This is a genomic window from Polynucleobacter sp. AP-RePozz3-80-G7 (assembly GCF_018882145.1).
In the GTDB taxonomy this organism is placed as follows: Bacteria; Pseudomonadota; Gammaproteobacteria; order Burkholderiales; family Burkholderiaceae; genus Polynucleobacter.
Genome location: NZ_JACVPC010000002.1, coordinates 28,762 through 45,231 on the forward strand (window position 1 = coordinate 28,762; position 16,470 = coordinate 45,231).

At 46.2% G+C, this 16,470-nt stretch carries 18 protein-coding genes; 16 read left to right on the plus strand and 2 right to left on the minus strand.

Annotation, left to right across the window (positions count from 1 at the left end):
- The first annotated feature begins 82 nt into the window (after positions 1 to 82).
- Positions 83 to 859, plus strand: coding sequence for a peroxide stress protein YaaA (gene yaaA, locus ICE90_RS05480; protein WP_216156848.1), 777 nt, complete (start codon positions 83 to 85; stop codon positions 857 to 859).
- A complete protein-coding gene (locus tag ICE90_RS05485; protein ID WP_216156846.1) occupies positions 859 to 2,070 on the plus strand; it encodes a DUF2863 family protein in 1,212 nt (403 codons plus the stop codon). The genes yaaA and ICE90_RS05485 overlap by 1 nt, the downstream gene beginning before the upstream one ends.
- A gap of 119 nt (positions 2,071 to 2,189) precedes the next feature.
- On the opposite strand, the gene ICE90_RS05490 is transcribed toward ICE90_RS05485, so the two are convergent.
- Both ICE90_RS05490 and ICE90_RS05495 read right to left on the minus strand, forming a co-directional pair.
- A complete protein-coding gene (locus tag ICE90_RS05490) occupies positions 2,190 to 2,564 on the minus strand; it encodes a hypothetical protein (protein ID WP_215321897.1) in 375 nt (124 codons plus the stop codon).
- A gap of 10 nt (positions 2,565 to 2,574) precedes the next feature.
- On the minus strand, positions 2,575 to 3,564 hold the full coding sequence (locus ICE90_RS05495) for a malate dehydrogenase (protein ID WP_215321898.1): 990 nt from the start codon (positions 3,562 to 3,564) through the stop codon (positions 2,575 to 2,577).
- Positions 3,565 to 3,722: 158 nt separating this feature from the next.
- Here ICE90_RS05495 and ICE90_RS05500 point away from each other — a divergent pair, with 158 nt between their 5' ends.
- From ICE90_RS05500 to truA, 14 genes are all read left to right on the plus strand, one after another.
- Positions 3,723 to 4,460, plus strand: a complete 738-nt coding sequence (locus tag ICE90_RS05500; protein WP_216191406.1) for a GntR family transcriptional regulator — start codon at positions 3,723 to 3,725, stop codon at positions 4,458 to 4,460.
- Positions 4,461 to 4,604: 144 nt separating this feature from the next.
- Entirely contained in the window at positions 4,605 to 5,024 is a 420-nt protein-coding gene (gene sdhC / locus ICE90_RS05505; protein WP_215321900.1) for a succinate dehydrogenase, cytochrome b556 subunit, read from the plus strand.
- Positions 5,025 to 5,048: 24 nt separating this feature from the next.
- On the plus strand, positions 5,049 to 5,414 hold the full coding sequence (sdhD, locus tag ICE90_RS05510) for a succinate dehydrogenase, hydrophobic membrane anchor protein (protein WP_216191407.1): 366 nt from the start codon (positions 5,049 to 5,051) through the stop codon (positions 5,412 to 5,414).
- Between the two features lie 4 nt (positions 5,415 to 5,418).
- Positions 5,419 to 7,197, plus strand: a complete 1,779-nt coding sequence (gene sdhA / locus ICE90_RS05515) for a succinate dehydrogenase flavoprotein subunit (protein WP_216191408.1) — start codon at positions 5,419 to 5,421, stop codon at positions 7,195 to 7,197.
- A gap of 16 nt (positions 7,198 to 7,213) precedes the next feature.
- Entirely contained in the window at positions 7,214 to 7,918 is a 705-nt protein-coding gene (locus ICE90_RS05520; RefSeq protein ID WP_215359943.1) for a succinate dehydrogenase iron-sulfur subunit, read from the plus strand.
- A complete protein-coding gene (locus ICE90_RS05525; protein ID WP_215321902.1) occupies positions 7,915 to 8,184 on the plus strand; it encodes a succinate dehydrogenase assembly factor 2 in 270 nt (89 codons plus the stop codon). Before ICE90_RS05520 ends, ICE90_RS05525 begins: the two co-directional genes overlap by 4 nt.
- Positions 8,185 to 8,266: 82 nt before the next feature.
- A complete protein-coding gene (gltA, locus tag ICE90_RS05530) occupies positions 8,267 to 9,580 on the plus strand; it encodes a citrate synthase (protein WP_215321903.1) in 1,314 nt (437 codons plus the stop codon).
- Positions 9,581 to 9,597: 17 nt separating this feature from the next.
- On the plus strand, positions 9,598 to 11,007 hold the full coding sequence (gene leuC / locus ICE90_RS05535; protein ID WP_215321904.1) for a 3-isopropylmalate dehydratase large subunit: 1,410 nt from the start codon (positions 9,598 to 9,600) through the stop codon (positions 11,005 to 11,007).
- A gap of 12 nt (positions 11,008 to 11,019) precedes the next feature.
- Positions 11,020 to 11,223, plus strand: coding sequence for a hypothetical protein (locus ICE90_RS05540; protein WP_215321905.1), 204 nt, complete (start codon positions 11,020 to 11,022; stop codon positions 11,221 to 11,223).
- Between the two features lie 23 nt (positions 11,224 to 11,246).
- The gene (gene leuD / locus ICE90_RS05545; RefSeq protein ID WP_215363275.1) at positions 11,247 to 11,894 is read left to right on the plus strand and encodes a 3-isopropylmalate dehydratase small subunit; all 648 of its coding nucleotides are present in this window, start codon (positions 11,247 to 11,249) and stop codon (positions 11,892 to 11,894) included.
- 23 nt (positions 11,895 to 11,917) lie between these two features.
- Positions 11,918 to 12,988: a 3-isopropylmalate dehydrogenase gene (gene leuB / locus ICE90_RS05550; protein ID WP_216191409.1), complete on the plus strand. Its 1,071-nt coding sequence runs from the start codon at positions 11,918 to 11,920 to the stop codon at positions 12,986 to 12,988.
- A gap of 58 nt (positions 12,989 to 13,046) precedes the next feature.
- Positions 13,047 to 14,204: an aspartate-semialdehyde dehydrogenase gene (gene asd / locus ICE90_RS05555; protein ID WP_216156827.1), complete on the plus strand. Its 1,158-nt coding sequence runs from the start codon at positions 13,047 to 13,049 to the stop codon at positions 14,202 to 14,204.
- A gap of 10 nt (positions 14,205 to 14,214) precedes the next feature.
- The gene (locus ICE90_RS05560; RefSeq protein ID WP_216191410.1) at positions 14,215 to 15,597 is read left to right on the plus strand and encodes a FimV/HubP family polar landmark protein; all 1,383 of its coding nucleotides are present in this window, start codon (positions 14,215 to 14,217) and stop codon (positions 15,595 to 15,597) included.
- A gap of 3 nt (positions 15,598 to 15,600) precedes the next feature.
- Positions 15,601 to 16,452 carry a tRNA pseudouridine(38-40) synthase TruA gene (gene truA / locus ICE90_RS05565; RefSeq protein ID WP_215321910.1) on the plus strand — a complete coding sequence of 284 codons (852 nt, stop codon included), beginning with the start codon at positions 15,601 to 15,603 and terminating at the stop codon, positions 16,450 to 16,452.
- Positions 16,453 to 16,470 lie beyond the last annotated feature (18 nt).

The window sequence follows — 16,470 nt, forward strand, 5'->3', positions numbered from 1 at the left end:
GGGCAGGGGTAATGATCGGCCTTTTACAGCGGATATATTCGGTAGTCGCTAGAATGGTAAAAATACATAAACAAATTGTGCCATGCTGATCGTTCTTTCACCTGCTAAATCCTTGGATTACAAGACCCCCGCCAAGGTCAAGTCACCCACTTTGCCCGAGTTTGTCTCGGAATCAGCCAAGCTTATTGCTGATCTCAAGAAACTAGCACCGCAAGACATTGCCAAATTGATGGGTTTATCCGATCAGTTGGCTATTTTGAACGTTGGTCGCTACCGGGATTGGTCTAAAAAATTCACAGAAGAAAATAGTAAGCCGGCGATTTATGCCTTTGATGGGGATGTCTATGATGGTTTTGACGTTAAAACGCTGAATGCCAAAGCGGTAGAGTTTGCCCAAGATCACATCCGAATTTTGTCCGGCCTTTATGGCGCGCTGAAGCCTCTGGATTTGATGCAGCCTTATCGCTTAGAAATGGGCACCTCATTCAAAAACGCCAGAGGTAAGGATCTTTATGCATTCTGGGGGAGTCGCGTAACCGATTCCATCAAAAAGGTTTTAGAAAAGCAAAAGAAGCCAGTACTACTGAACCTGGCTTCAGAGGAGTATTTCAAGGTACTCCAACCTAAAGAATTGGATTGCCAGGTCATTTCCCCGGTATTTCAGGACGCCAAGGATGGTAAGTACAAGATCATTTCTTTTTATGCCAAGCGAGCTCGAGGCTTGATGGCTCGCTATGTGGTTGAGAATCGCATTACTGATCCCGCTGATTTAAAGGGCTTTAATTTGGATGGCTACAAGTACTATGCCGCTGAATCAAAAGTAGATAAGCCTGTATTTAGAAGGGCAGAAAGAAAATAATGGCCGTGCATCGCACTAAAGCATCGCAACGGAATTCTCCAGAAGTGGAGAAGATGGTGGCTGACGCTATTTCTTTGGCCGCATCTGGCAGTCAGATCGAGGATCGCTTCTGGGAAGAGCGCCTGAACGTACGCTTAATGCGCTTGCTCAAAAGTCAAAATCAAAATGTGATTGATGCCGCCCTAGATCAAACCTTCCGTATCAATACAGTAGCCTTTGAAGTACTTGCCGACATTGCAGAAACCTTGGCTGAGTCATTGAGGGTTGAGCATGAAGGGCAGGAGTGGGATGTATTGTTACTAGCAATGCCTATCGTTGCGCATACTCGTTATCAGATTCCATCCGGGCCATTACCTGTCAATATTATTGAGTCAACTGCTCAGGCCCTACATAGCGCTATTGCCTCAACTGACACGCGCATTGCTATTGTTCCTTGGCTTTACAGCATTGATCAAATGCCGCATTCCCATTGTCAAACGCGCGTGTTGACAGAAGCATTGGCAACCGCGGCAATCTCCGGAAAAGATGTCAAGCTTGAGTTGCGTAACATGTCGGAAACGATTGCCGTATTAGCGGATCCACGCTTTATTATTGCCGCCTTAAGTGCGCCGAGCGGCTCTCCCATTTTCCGCTGGCAGGCAGAACCACCGGCTCGCCAAGAGCGTGGCGTGAGTTTGATTGGTTGGCAAACTGCTATGCAGGAGCCGATAGCATCTCTACTCCCTGGTTGTGAATTTGAGCTGCTCTTACCGGAGGCTTATTTCACAAACTGCCGTTTGGCTGATAAGCACGTGCGACCTTTGAGTATTCGTGCAGCAGTCAATTTCTTAGAGAGCACTCTCGGGATATTGCCTGCTGGCTTATCGTGTGTGGTCGGCGCCTTTGGAGAAGAGCAGGCGGATGAGTATCGAATATCGTTCAGTGTAAAAGGTTCATCCGAAGTAATGTATGGAGTGATCTGGCCTCTGTATGACAGAGAAAGCGTGGCAAGCGACGCCTTAAACGACCTGTCAGATGATGAGAGTCCCATTAAAAAGATTTGTGATGCCTTGCATGATGCAGGAGTGGAGGATGTATTCCGACATGCCATGCTGTTTGATCCAGAACTCTGCGATGACTGTGGTGCACCTTTATTTCCAGATCGCTCAGGTGAAGCAGTTCACGCCGAAATGCCAGACGATGCACCATCACAGCAACCTTTGTTTCACTAGATTAAACAAAGAGGCAAAACAAAGAAGCAAAAGAAAAATATATCAATAAAATAATAGAAACACTAAGCAATAAAAAAGCCGAGAAATCTCGGCTTTTTTATTTGATGCAGTGCGAGAAATTAATTCTGCACAAAAGGTTCTGCGCCAGCAAACAAGTGTGGCAACTTACCAGATCTCATATCTGCTGTTTGGCAGAAATCGGCAAGACGTACACCCGCTTTAATGTTAAATAGCATTGCTTTGTTCCCCAATACCACTAGGTCGTAACCTGAATTGGTATTTTTGTAACGCAGGCTGCCCGGCAATGAAGTTTGGCGATCCAAATCATACGTTTTGGATTCCCAAGTTAAGCGGATCTTTTCAGTTGAGCCAGTAGTTTTGAATTGCTTGCTTTCTTGACAGGTCCAAGTAAATACTTCTTCATCAGCAAATGCATTTGCAGCGCCTAAAGCGCTAGCAAGCACAAGGCTAATGGCGAGAAGGTTTTTCTTCATCTAGTTTTCCTTATGAGAGCAAGTGCTTAACGCCAGCCTGCTCTTCGAGTAACTCATTCAAGGTGTGGGTCATGCGCTCACGGGAGAATGCATCGATCTCTAAACCTTCGATCATTTTGTATTCGCCGTTTTCGCAAACCACTGGGAAGCCATAAATCACTTCAGCAGGAATGTCGTATTCGCCTTTAGAAGGAATACCCATCGTTACCCACTTACCGTTAGTACCGAGAACCCAATCATGAATGTGATCAATCGCCGCATTGGCTGCAGAAGCTGCAGAAGACAGGCCACGCGCTTCAATGATGGCTGCGCCACGCTTACCAACCGTAGGAATAAATACATCTTTGTTCCAAGCTGCATCGTTGATAGAGTCTTTGACTGACTTGCCATCGATCGTTGCAAAGCGATAGTCTGGATACATTGTTGGGCTGTGGTTGCCCCATACAACTAATTTCTCAATATCAGCTACTGGCTTGTTCAACTTGCTAGCCAATTGTGAGAGGGCACGGTTGTGATCCAAGCGCAACATGGCTGTGAAATTCTTGGCAGGAATATCTGGAGCAGATTTCATGGCGATGTACGCATTGGTATTTGCTGGGTTACCAACAACCAACACTTTTACAGTCTTCTTAGCAACTGCATTTAATGCTTTGCCTTGAGCTGTGAAAATTTGTGCATTAGCGGAGAGCAAGTCTTTACGCTCCATGCCAGGGCCACGTGGGCGTGCGCCAACCAAAAGAGCAACGTCGATATCTTTAAAGGCAGTCATTGGGTCAGAGTGGGCTGTCATGCCTGCCAATAGCGGGAATGCACAGTCTTCTAACTCCATCATCACGCCAGTTAAGGCTTTTTGAGCTTTTTCATCAGGAATCTCAAGCAATTGCAGGATGACGGGCTGATCTTTGCCCAGCAGGTCGCCATTGGCGATGCGGAATAGAAGGGAATATCCGATTTGACCGGCTGCACCGGTTACAGCGACACGCATTGGGGCTTTTGCCATTACTGAGAACTCCAGAAGTAGGTTAAGAGGGTTAATTAATGAAAACTTTTCTATTATCCATTCAAGTGTAGGGACTTTAGCTTTACACTGTCAATGATGTCTTATATAAGACTAGAATTACTTTGAATTTTATCCAATTGACACGGCCTGGAGTTAATTTGTCTGATGTAAATTTGCCTGTTGCCTCATTTAGCCCTCTGTACGAACAGATCAAGGCGATGATTTTGGCTAGTTTGCAAGCCTCGGAATGGCTGCCAGGAATGGCCATTCCCAGTGAGATGGAGCTTGCAGCCCGTTATGCCGTCAGTCAGGGTACCGTTCGCAAGGCTATTGACGAGCTTGCGGCCCAAAATCTATTAGTTCGACGGCAGGGTAAGGGCACCTTTGTCGCGACCCATCAAGAGGATGATTGGCAGTACCGTTTTTTACGTTTAGCCCCGGATTCTGGTGAGAAATTTCACCTGACCAACCAGTTTTTGACCTGTGAAAAGGTCGAGGCTACGACTTATGTGGCTAATTTGCTCAAATTAAAGGCAGGGGACCCCATTATTCATATTGATCGGGTTCAGAGCTTTGCAGGCAAACCTATTGTTTTTGAAGAGATTTTTCTGCCTGGAGTCCGTTTTAAGGGTCTGGACCTTGAAGTGCTTAATGCTTGGCATGGTCCCGTCTACGCATTTTATGAGGGGCATTACGCCACCCATATGGTGCGTGCAGAAGAAAAAATTAAGGCTGTAGCTGCTGATGAAATGCTGGCAAAACATCTGCATCTGGAAGAGGGAGCACCACTCCTTTCTGTAGAGCGGGTGGCTTTCACCTACGGGAATAAACCAGTAGAAATTCGTCACGCTAGATACGACACTTCAGAGCAGCATTACGAAAACAAATTGAACTAAGCGCGTTGATGAACATATCCGTTAAAACCCCTATTAAACCCCTATAAACCCGTAAAAATCCCCACCAGCCCTAAGGTTTCCAATAGAATATGTTGCGATACAACAAAACCACAATGAACCTCCACCTAAAGATAGAGATTACCCATGGTTGATTCACAGCAAAATGTAAAAAAAGATAGACCGGTTTACCGAAATATTGGTCTTGCCCAGTTGATTAAATACCGCCTTCCTTGGGCCGGTAAAGTGTCAATTCTTCATCGCATTAGCGGGGCAGCGATGTTCCTCTTGTTGCCATTTATTTTGTATCTCTTCGACCAGAGCCTCGCTTCTGAGTTGAGTTATCAAAAATTCCAAGCTTTCACTGGCAACATTTTGGTCAAGATTATTTGCCTTGGCTTGATTTGGTCTTTCTTGCACCACTTCTGTGCTGGTATTCGCTATCTCTTACTTGACTTAGAAATCGGCGTTGAGAAGTCTGAAGCAAATCGTTCGGCCATTTTTGTTTTGTTCCTCGGCTTGGCTTTGACTGCTGTAGTGGGTCTCAAATTATTCGGCGTGTACTAAGCGCACATCATTTAAGGAAATTTCATGCCTATTTATCAAATTGGACCAAAGCGCTTAGTTGTAGGCGCGCACTACGGCCTCAAAGAATGGATCATCCAACGCGTTACTGCGATAGTGATGGTGGTATTTACAATTGTTTTGTTAGTGGACTATTGCATCACTGGTAGCGCTACTTATGATGGCTGGTCTGCTTTATTTAGCAACCAATTCATGAAGTTATTGACGCTCTTAGCATTTATCAGCTTGTTCTACCACGCTTGGATTGGTATCCGCGATATCTGGATGGATTACATCAAGCCCGTCAGCATTCGTTTAACACTTCAAGTGTTAACTGTTCTGTATCTCGTAGCCTGTGCGGCCTATGCCGTGCAAATTTTGTGGAAAGTGTAATTCGATGACTGCAATTAAAAAATCATTGCCACGCCGCCGTTTTGATGCGGTGATTATTGGGGCAGGTGGTTCTGGTATGCGCGCATCATTGCAGTTGGCTGAAGCCGGCTTGAATGTTGCAGTACTTACTAAGGTATTCCCAACACGTTCACATACTGTTGCTGCACAAGGTGGTATCGGTGCTTCATTAGGCAATATGAGTGAAGATAATTGGCACTATCACTTCTATGACACCATCAAAGGATCTGACTGGTTAGGTGACCAAGACGTGATCGAGTTCATGTGTCGCGAAGCTCCTAAAGTGGTTTACGAGTTAGAGCACTTTGGTATGCCGTTTGACCGTAATCCAGATGGCACGATTTATCAGCGTCCATTCGGTGGCCACACAGCAAACTATGGCGAGAAGCCTGTGCAACGTGCTTGTGCTGCTGCTGACCGCACTGGGCATGCCATGCTGCATACCTTGTATCAACGTAACGTGCGCGCTAAAACAAACTTCTTTGTAGAGTGGTTGGCGCTCGATTTAATTCGTGATGATGCAGGTGATGTTGTTGGCGTTACTGCACTCGAAATGGAAACGGGCCAGGTCTATATTTTGGAAGCCAAGATTGTGATGTTGGCAACCGGTGGTGCAGGACGTATTTGGGATGCATCGACAAACGCGTTTATTAATACCGGCGACGGTATGGGCCTTGCCGCTCGCGCAGGTATTCCATTGGAAGATATGGAATTCTGGCAATTCCACCCAACTGGCGTAGCTGGTGCAGGTGTGTTGTTGACAGAGGGTTGCCGCGGTGAAGGCGGTATTTTGCGTAATAAAGATGGCGAGCGTTTCATGGAACGTTATGCGCCAACCTATAAAGATTTAGCTCCACGCGATTTCGTATCCCGCTGTATGGACCAAGAAATCAAAGAAGGGCGCGGTTGCGGTCCTAACGGCGACTATGTTGTGCTCGATCTGACGCACATTGGTGCTGAGACCATCATGAAGCGTTTGCCTTCTGTATATGAGATTGGTATTAACTTTGCGAACGTGGATGTCACTAAAGAACCAATTCCAGTAGTACCTACGATTCATTATCAGATGGGCGGCATTCCTACTAACATCAATGGTCAAGTGGTTGTGCCGGCTAACGGCATTCACAATGAAATCGTCAATGGTTTGTATGCAATTGGTGAGTGTTCATGTGTATCCGTTCACGGTGCGAACCGCTTAGGCACTAACTCATTGCTTGACCTCTTGGTATTCGGTCGTGCAGCCGGCAACCACATTGTTGGCCTAGATCTGAAAAATCGCGAGTTCAAGCCGTTGCCTGCGAATGCTGGTGAGCAAACATTGGAGCGTATTGCGAAGTTGGATAACTCCACTTCAGGCGAGTACGCGCAAGACGTTGCAAACGATATTCGTAAGTGCATGCAGAAATATGCTGGCGTGTTCCGTAATCAAGAGTTGATGGATGAAGGTGTTCGTCAAATGGCTAAATTGACAGAGCGCGCTAAGCAGTTATGGGTTAAAGACAAATCCGAGATTTTCAATACAGCACGTATTGAGGCTTTGGAAGTGGCCAACTTAGTTGAGACTGCAAATGCAACTATGATTTCTGCTGCAGCTCGTAAAGAGAGTCGTGGTGCACATTCGCATGATGACCACCAAGAGCGCGATGATGAGAATTGGATGAAGCACACCCTTTGGTACAGCGAGGGAAATAAGCTTTCTTACAAGCCAGTTGTCTTGAAGCCTCTCACTGTTGAGTCCTTCCCTCCTAAAGAACGTACTTTCTAAGCAAAAGAGATAGAAGATGAGTGATATCCGTATATTCGAAATTTACCGCTATGATCCAGATGTCGATGCTGCTCCACGCATGCAACGTTATGAGTTAGAACTCACTGGTGAACGTATGTTGTTGGACGCTTTGATTTCTTTGAAGAAGCAAGATGAGACAATTTCTTATCGTCGCTCATGCCGTGAAGGCGTGTGCGGTTCAGACGCTATGAACATCAACGGTAAAAATGGTTTGGCTTGTTTGACCAATATGTTGACTTTGCCTAAGGTCATTACATTGCGCCCATTGCCTGGCTTGCCAGTCGTGCGCGATTTAATTGTCGACATGACTTTGTTCTTCAAACAGTATTTGTCAATCAAGCCTTACTTGGTAAATGACAATCCACCTCCTGAAAAAGAGCGTCTCCAGAGCCCAGAAGAGCGTGAAGAGTTGAACGGTTTATATGAGTGCATCTTGTGTGCGTCATGCTCAACTTCATGCCCATCTTTCTGGTGGAATCCAGACAAGTTCGTTGGCCCAGCTGGTTTACTGCAGGCTTATCGCTTTATAGCTGATAGCCGTGATGAAGATACCAATCAGCGCTTGGATAATTTGGAAGACCCATACCGCCTGTTCCGTTGCCACACCATCATGAATTGCGTAGACGTATGTCCTAAGCACTTGAACCCAACGAAGGCAATTGGCAAGATCAAGGAGTTGATGGTTCGTAGGGCAGTATGACCCTCGGCAATGCAGAGTTATATCGTTTAAAGAGTGATGCTCGTAGGGGCTTGTTAGAGAACGATTTAATTCTGCAGCGTTTCTTTGAGCGTTACGGTACTCAATTAAGCGTAGAAGATGGAAAGGTATTAAGCCAGTTATTAGCTTTAGATGACAACGACTTAATGGATTTATTGATAGGTCGCAAAGATTCTGTAGCCAGCCTGGAAAAAGAGATGCAAACAGACTCTTTTAGGATGGTTTTACAAAGGCTGAGAGAGAAGTAATTCAGTATTTTGGTGCAGTAGTTGTATAGGCGCATGAGCGAATAGTGTATTAATCATATTTTTGAATGACTAAGGATTAGAAATGATTGAATCGGACATCAAAGCAAAACTCTCGTTTTCGGATGGAACACCAGATATTGATCTGCCAATTTATAAGGGGACAGTGGGTCCTGATGTAATCGACATTCGTAAGCTCTATGGTCAGACTGGTAAGTTCACTTACGACTCAGGTTTCTTATCTACTGCGTCATGTAATAGCAAAATTACCTACATCGATGGCGATAAGGGTGAGTTGCTCTATCGCGGCTACCCAATTGAAGATTTAGCTAATAACTGCGACTTCTTGGAAGTTTGCTACCTTTTGATAAATGGCGACTTACCAAATGCCGCTGAGAAAAAAGACTTTGAAGAAATGGTCATGCACCACACGATGGTTCATGAGCAAATGCAATTCTTCTTGCGCGGTTTCCGTCGCGATGCGCATCCAATGTCGGTGTTGACTGGCTTGGTTGGCGCAATGGCTGCCTTTTACCATGATGCGATTGACTATAGCCAGCCTAAAGCCCGCGAAGTGGCGCAAATTCGTTTGATTGCGAAGATGCCAACTTTGGTTGCGATGGCTTATAAATATTCTGTAGGTCAACCATTTATCTATCCAGATAACTCTTTGTCATACACCGCTAATTTTATGCGCATGATGTTTGCAACGCCATGTGAAGAGTACAAAGTAAACCCGGTATTGGTTCGCGCTTTGGATCGCATCTTCACATTGCATGCTGACCATGAGCAAAATGCCTCCACTTCAACTGTGCGTCTGTGTGGTTCATCAGGTACCAATCCTTTTGCAGCGATCTCTGCTGGTATTGCTTGCCTCTGGGGCCCGGCTCACGGTGGTGCAAACGAAGCTTGCTTGCAGATGTTGAACGAGATTCAAGCGAATGGTGGCGTAGATAAGATTCATGAATTTATCGCTCAAGTAAAAGATAAGAACTCAAGCGTTCGTCTGATGGGCTTTGGACACCGCGTTTATAAAAACTTTGACCCACGTGCAAAGTTGATGCGTGAAACTTGCTACGAAGTATTGAATGAACTTGGTCTCCAAGATGATCCATTGTTTAAGCTGGCAATGACTCTTGAGAAGATTGCTTTGGAGGATGACTATTTTGTGAGCCGTAAGCTCTATCCAAACGTAGACTTCTACTCAGGCATCGTGCAACGTGCTTTAGGTATCCCAACAGAAATGTTCACCTGCATTTTTGCCTTGGCAAGAACAGTAGGTTGGATTGCTCAGTGGGAAGAAATGATTACTGATCCTGAATACAAAATTGGTCGTCCACGTCAGTTATACGTTGGCGAAACAACGCGTAAGGTTCCGAACATCTCAGTTCGTAAATAAGGTATTTAAGGTCTCTCATGTCTCGTACGCTTTATGACAAATTGTGGGATGACCACGTTGTTTACTCTGAAGAAGATGGCACAGCCACGATTTATATTGATCGTCAATTGCTGCATGAGGTAACCAGTCCTCAGGCATTTGAAGGCTTGAATCTGGCTGGCCGTCCAGTTTGGCGTATCTCCGCCAACTTGGCAGTTTCTGATCACAACGTACCAACGACTGATCGCACCGAAGGAATTGCTGATCCGATCTCCAAGTTGCAAGTAGATACTTTGGATCAAAACTGCGATGCCTTTGGGATTACCCAATACAAGATGAACGACACCCGCCAGGGGATTGTTCATGTCATTGGACCAGAGCAGGGTGCAACTTTGCCTGGCATGACGGTAGTTTGCGGCGACTCTCATACCAGTACGCATGGCGCCTTTGGTGCTTTGGCATTTGGTATTGGCACTTCCGAAGTTGAGCACGTATTGGCAACCCAAACTTTGCTCATGAAGAAGAGCAAGAACATGCTGGTGCGTGTTGATGGTCGTCTACAGCCAGGCTCCACTGCTAAGGACATCGTTCTTGCGGTGATTGGCAAGATTGGGACTGCAGGTGGTACAGGTTACACCATAGAGTTTGCTGGCGAAGCCATTCGCAACCTTTCTATGGAAGGTCGTATGACTATCTGCAATATGGCGATTGAAGCTGGCGCTCGCGCTGGTTTAGTTGCTGTAGATGAAACTACCATTGAATATATTCAGGGTCGTCCATATGCGCCTAAGGGCCCAGCGATGTTGCAGGCATTGCAATATTGGAGAACCTTGCATTCAGATCCTGATGCAAAGTTTGATGCCGTAGTTGAATTGCGTGCAGAAGAAATCGCTCCACAGGTTACCTGGGGAACTTCACCAGAAATGGTGCTGGCGATTAGTGAACGTGTTCCTGACCCAGAAAAAGAGCGTGATCCAAATAAGCGTTCAGCAATGGAGCGTGCTTTGGAGTATATGAACCTCGTTCCAAATACACCATTGAGCAGCATCTCTATAGATAAAGTATTTATTGGCTCATGCACTAATAGCCGCATTGAAGATATGCGCGCTGCTGCTAAGGTGGTCGATCGTCTAGGTAAGAAAGTAGCTGCTAATGTGAAGTTGGCACTAGTTGTACCTGGTTCTGGTTTGGTAAAAGCACAAGCAGAGCGTGAGGGTTTGGATCGTATATTCAAGGCTGCTGGCTTTGAATGGCGTGAGCCAGGTTGTTCTATGTGCTTAGCCATGAATGCTGATCGCTTGGAGCCTGGAGAGCGTTGCGCCTCAACATCGAATCGTAACTTCGAGGGTCGTCAAGGTAATGGTGGTCGCACGCATTTGGTTAGCCCTGCGATGGCTGCTGCTGCGGCGATCGAAGGTCACTTTGTTGACGTACGTAAGATTTCATAAGGAAACTGATCAATGAAATTTTCTTCACCCTCTTTAATTTCTAGACTAGCAATTATTGGCGTCGCTGGAATTATTATTTCTGCCTGTAGCAGCACCATGGAAGGTGTTGGTAAAGACTTGCAGAACATGGGAACTTCCATGGGCGGATCTGGCAATGCGCAAAATAATCAATCTCAAACCAAGGGTAAGGATGTTGTTGTTACCCCTGTGAAGTAAACATTTAGAGTAAAAGTCGAATCATGGAAAAATTTACGGTATACAAAGGTTTAGTTGCTCCGCTTAATCGCGAGAACGTGGATACCGATGCCATTATTCCGAAGCAGTTTCTAAAATCAATCAAGAAGACTGGCTTTGGGCAAAATCTGTTTGATGAATGGCGCTACCTCGATCATGGTGAACCTGGTCAAGATTGCAGTACGCGTCCCATCAACCCTGACTTTGTACTCAATCAACCACGCTACAAAGGTGCTGGCATTCTGCTGGCTCGTAAGAACTTTGGCTGCGGCAGTTCCCGTGAGCATGCTCCCTGGGCCTTGGATCAATTTGGCTTTAGAGCGGTGATTGCGCCTAGTTTTGCAGATATCTTCTACAACAACTGCTTCAAAAACGGTGTTTTGCCGATTGTTTTGACTGAAATGCAGGTTGACCATCTTTTTAACGAAACCCAAGCGTTTAACGGCTATCAATTAACCATCGATCTAGCGGCACAGCAGGTTATTGCGCCTGATGGCACTGCTTATAGCTTCGAAGTGGCCCCATTTAGAAAGTATTGCCTTCTTAACGGCTTAGACGATATTGGCCTAACCCTGCAACATGCAGATAAAATCAAGGCTTATGAAGCCGAGCGCATTCTTAAAATGCCTTGGCTTGCGACACAATTGCCGTAATTTCGTTGATTTAAAGGCCTTTCATGAAAATTGCAGTTCTACCGGGTGATGGTATCGGCCCGGAAATCGTTGCTCAAGCTGTTCGAGTGCTCCAAGCCCTTGGCCCAAAGTTTGATTTGGAAGAAGCTCCCGTAGGCGGGGCAGCCTATGACGTGGCTGGACATCCTTTGCCACCATCCACCCTAGAGCTTGCTAAAAAAGCGGATGCTATTTTGTTTGGTGCAGTAGGTGATTGGAAATACGACACGCTTGCACGCGAACTGCGTCCCGAACAAGCCATCTTGGGTTTGCGTAAACACCTCGAGTTGTTTGCTAATTTCAGACCAGCCATTTGTTACCCAGAGCTCACTGCTGCATCCAGCCTTAAGCCAGAAATCATTGGCGGCTTGGATATCTTGATTGTGCGTGAGCTTAATGGAGATATTTATTTTGGTCAGCCACGCGGTATTCGCACTTCAGAGTTGCCTTTGTTCAAGGGCGCTCGTGAAGGTTTTGACACTATGCATTACAGCGAGCCTGAAGTGGAGCGCATTGGACATGTTGCTTTTGAGGCAGCACGCAAGCGCGGTAAAAAAGTGTGCAGCGTAGACAAGGCAAACGTCTTGGAGACTTCACAGCTTTGGCGTGAAGTCATGATTCGGGTTTCTAAAGACTATCCGGATGTTGAGTTATCCCATATGTATGTGGATAACGCTGCAATGCAGTTGGTTAAAGCACCTAAAGCATTCGATGTGGTGGTAACCGGCAATCTGTTTGGTGACATCTTGTCTGATGAGGCTGCTATGTTGACTGGCTCCATTGGTATGCTGCCATCTGCATCCCTGGATAAGAACAACAAGGGCTTATACGAGCCAAGTCATGGTTCTGCACCCGATATTGCTGGTAAGGGCATCGCCAATCCATTGGCAACTATTTTGTCGGCTGCAATGATGTTGCGTTATTCATTAAGCATGCCTGCAGAAGCGGATCGTATTGAAAGTGCGGTACAGAAAGTATTGGCACAAGGATTGCGTACTGCCGATATTTACACCGAAGGCACGAAAAAAGTATCAACGGTTGAAATGGGCGATGCTGTAGTTGCAGCGCTTGCGTAAGATATTAAACAGAAGCAAAACAAGAAGCAAAACAAACACATTCACTAGATAGTTCATCATGGCAAATTCAAAAACACCTTTAGTTGGTTTAGTTGGCTGGCGCGGTATGGTCGGCAGCGTTCTCATGGAGAGGATGTTGGCTGAAAAAGATTTCGACCTAATCGAGCCTGTATTTTTTAGTACCAGCCAAGCGGGTGGTGAGGTACCTTTGCTCAATGGTCAAAAAGTGACTAAGACCGAAAGCGCCTTGCAAGATGCGAATGACATCAAAACATTGTCACGTTGCGACATCATCTTGACTTGCCAGGGTGGTGACTACACCAATGACATCTTCCCCAAGCTTCGTGCAGCAGGGTGGAATGGTCACTGGATTGATGCAGCTAGTGCGTTACGCATGAAGGATGACGCAGTATTGGTTTTAGATCCCGTTAATCGCCCGGTGATTGATAAGGCTTTAGCCGCTGGGGGGAAGAATTGGATCGGTGCTAATTGCACTGTGAGTTTGATGATGATGGCTATGGGTGGTTTGGTTAAGGCTGACATGGTTGAGTGGATCAGCGCGATGACTTATCAAGCAGCTTCTGGTGCTGGTGCTCAAAACATGCGTGAGCTATTGCTGCAAATGGGTGCTTTGCGTGACAGTGTAGCTACTGAGTTGGCTGATCCATCTTCTTGGATTCTCGATATTGACCGCAAGGTTACTGAGACATTACGTTCCGCTGATTTCCCGAATAAGAATTTCCGCAATACTGCTTTAGCGGGTAGCCTGATTCCATGGATCGACGTACCTGTTGAGAATGGACAAACTAAAGAAGAGTGGAAGGGTGGCGCTGAGTTCAACAAGATCTTAGGTCGTCCTGCATTCCGTACACCTGGCAGCATTCCAATTGATGGTTTGTGTGTGCGTGTTGGCGCAATGCGTTGCCATTCACAAGGCTTGACCGTTAAGCTGAAAAAAGATATTCCACTCAAAGAAATCGAAGCGATTTTGGCTGCAGATAATCAGTGGGTCAAAGTAGTGCCGAATGATCGCGAAACTACTGAGCGTGATTTATCACCTGCAGCAGTAAGCGGTACATTGACTGTACCTATTGGCCGTTTGCATAAGATGGCAATGGGCCCAGATTATTTGGGCGCCTTTACTGTTGGTGACCAACTCTTGTGGGGTGCTGCTGAGCCATTGCGCCGCATGTTGCGCATCTTGCTTGAGAAGTAATTAAGCCTTTATGTTTCGTATTGGTCAACTAGGCTTAAAGCTACTTTGTGTTGTTCTGCTTAGTTGGTCATCTATTGCTGGTGCGATTAGCTTGGGCGCTCCTCAACTTCAGTCCCGTCCCGGTGAGCCACTGCGTGTAGAGATCCCAGTTCGAGTTGGTGCAGATGAGCAAGCTGCTTTATCTACCCTGAACGTGACAATGCCTAATAAGGCATCTTATGAGCGCTTAGGCATTTCACAAAAGATTCTTGACCTCAATCCGCAGGCAATGGTGTATCGCAATCGTCAAGAGCAACTGATGGTTTTGGTAGAGACGGTCAATTCTGTGCCGATGACTGATGATCCATTCTTAGATGTATTGGTTAATCTTAATTGGTCTAGCGGAAGCCTTACTAAGACGTTCACATTGTTACTCGGTGATGTGCAGAAGATCACCGTAAAGCCTGGTCAGTCCTTATCTGAAATAGCTGCCATCATGGCGCCTCAATTGGATGGTGCTAACTTAGATCAAACCATGATGGCCTTGTATAAGGCCAACCCTGATGCGTTTGCTAGCGGTAGTATCAATCGCTTGGCCGCCGGAGCTGAGTTGTCCAAACCCAGTCAGGCGCTGCTGCGCTCCATTAGTCCGGCAGAGGCCAATCAGTTTGTAGCAGATGCTAACGAACAGTGGCGCACTGAACATGACGAAAAAGACGCGGGCGCTGCTAATGGAAAATCAGGTAATGCTAAAACAGGGGAAGTTGTTCCTAAGGATCGACTGAAGATTGGTTCAAGCGCTGATGGCAACGATCAAGAGCGTCGCTACACTGAAGAGTTGGTCGCTCAAGAGAAGATGTTGGAGCAGACTAAAGCTCGGGTTGCAGAGTTAGAAAAGAATATCGCTGACTTACATAGACTTCTAGATAAATCTAAGGAGAAGAAAGCAGTCGACAGCAATTTTGGCTTAGGTGGATTTGGCCCGGCTATCCTGGCTATTGGTTTGATTGGCTTGACAGGTTTATTGCTCTGGGGATTAGCCCGCAATGCGCGTCGCTCAGAGGCGCCAAGCTTTCATGCTGATACACATCATGTTGCTAAAAATGATAAACCTGCAGCCAGCTCTCATTTTGAAATGCCGGCTCGTGCAAAGGCATTGTTTGATGGCATAGATCTTGATCTTTCAAAGCCTGCAAAAGAGGTTCCCGTAACAACTGCTGCCCCAGCGTCAAATCCACTTGCAGATACTTTGCGCGTCAAATTAAATCTAGCGCGTGCTTACATCACGATTGAAGATTTCTCTGCAGCTAAAAAGTCTTTGGATGAAGTGCTTCGTATCAGTAATTCTGTCGATCCAGCCATCACCATTGAAGCGCAGGGCTTGTTGGCAGAAATCTCGCATCGCAATACCTAGACTATGCGCATAGCCCTTGGCCTTCAGTATGACGGCAGCCCCTACTCAGGCTGGCAAACCCAAGTTAATCACAACACAGTACAAGATGAATTAGAAAAGGCCATTACAGCCTTTGTTGGTGAGCAGGCTTGTGCAGAACATCCCATTCATACGATTACCGCAGGAAGAACCGACACCGGTGTTCACGCCTTGGGGCAGGTTGTTCACTTCGATACCAATGTTGATCGTGAAGACTTTTCATGGGTAAGGGGAGTGAACTCATTCTTACCGTCATCGATTGTGGTCAACTGGGCAAAACCAGTTTCTGATGAGTTCAGTGCGCGCTTCTCTGCGTATGAGCGTGAATATATTTATGCCTTGCAAGCGGGACCTTGTCGTTCGCCGATGTCGCACTCACGCGCAGGTTACTTACTGGTGCCACCAAATCAATGGCTTGATGTAGAGGCTATGAAAAAATCAGCTGAGTGCTTGATTGGCGAACACGACTTTAGTTCTTTTCGTTCATCCGAGTGCCAGAGCAAAACACCGGTAAAAAAGATTTACTCCATTGAGATTATTTCTGAGCAACCATGGCTATATTTTCGAATTCAGGGAAATGCTTTTTTGCATCACATGATCCGCAATGTAGTCGGCTGTTTTTTGCAAATTGGTCAGGGTAGACAAAAGCCGGAGTGGATGGCCGAAGTCTTGGCTGCTAAGAATAGGCAAATCGCCGCTCCTACTTTTATGGCCGATGGCCTGTATTTGGCCAAAATCACTTATCCGGACGAATATGCCATCCCCCAGCCTTGGTTGGAAAACTCTTGGCTGCCAGATCAGGTCATTGGGAAACAAAAGAGAGCGCAAGGGAAATAAAGGCCCTTGGCCTTATCA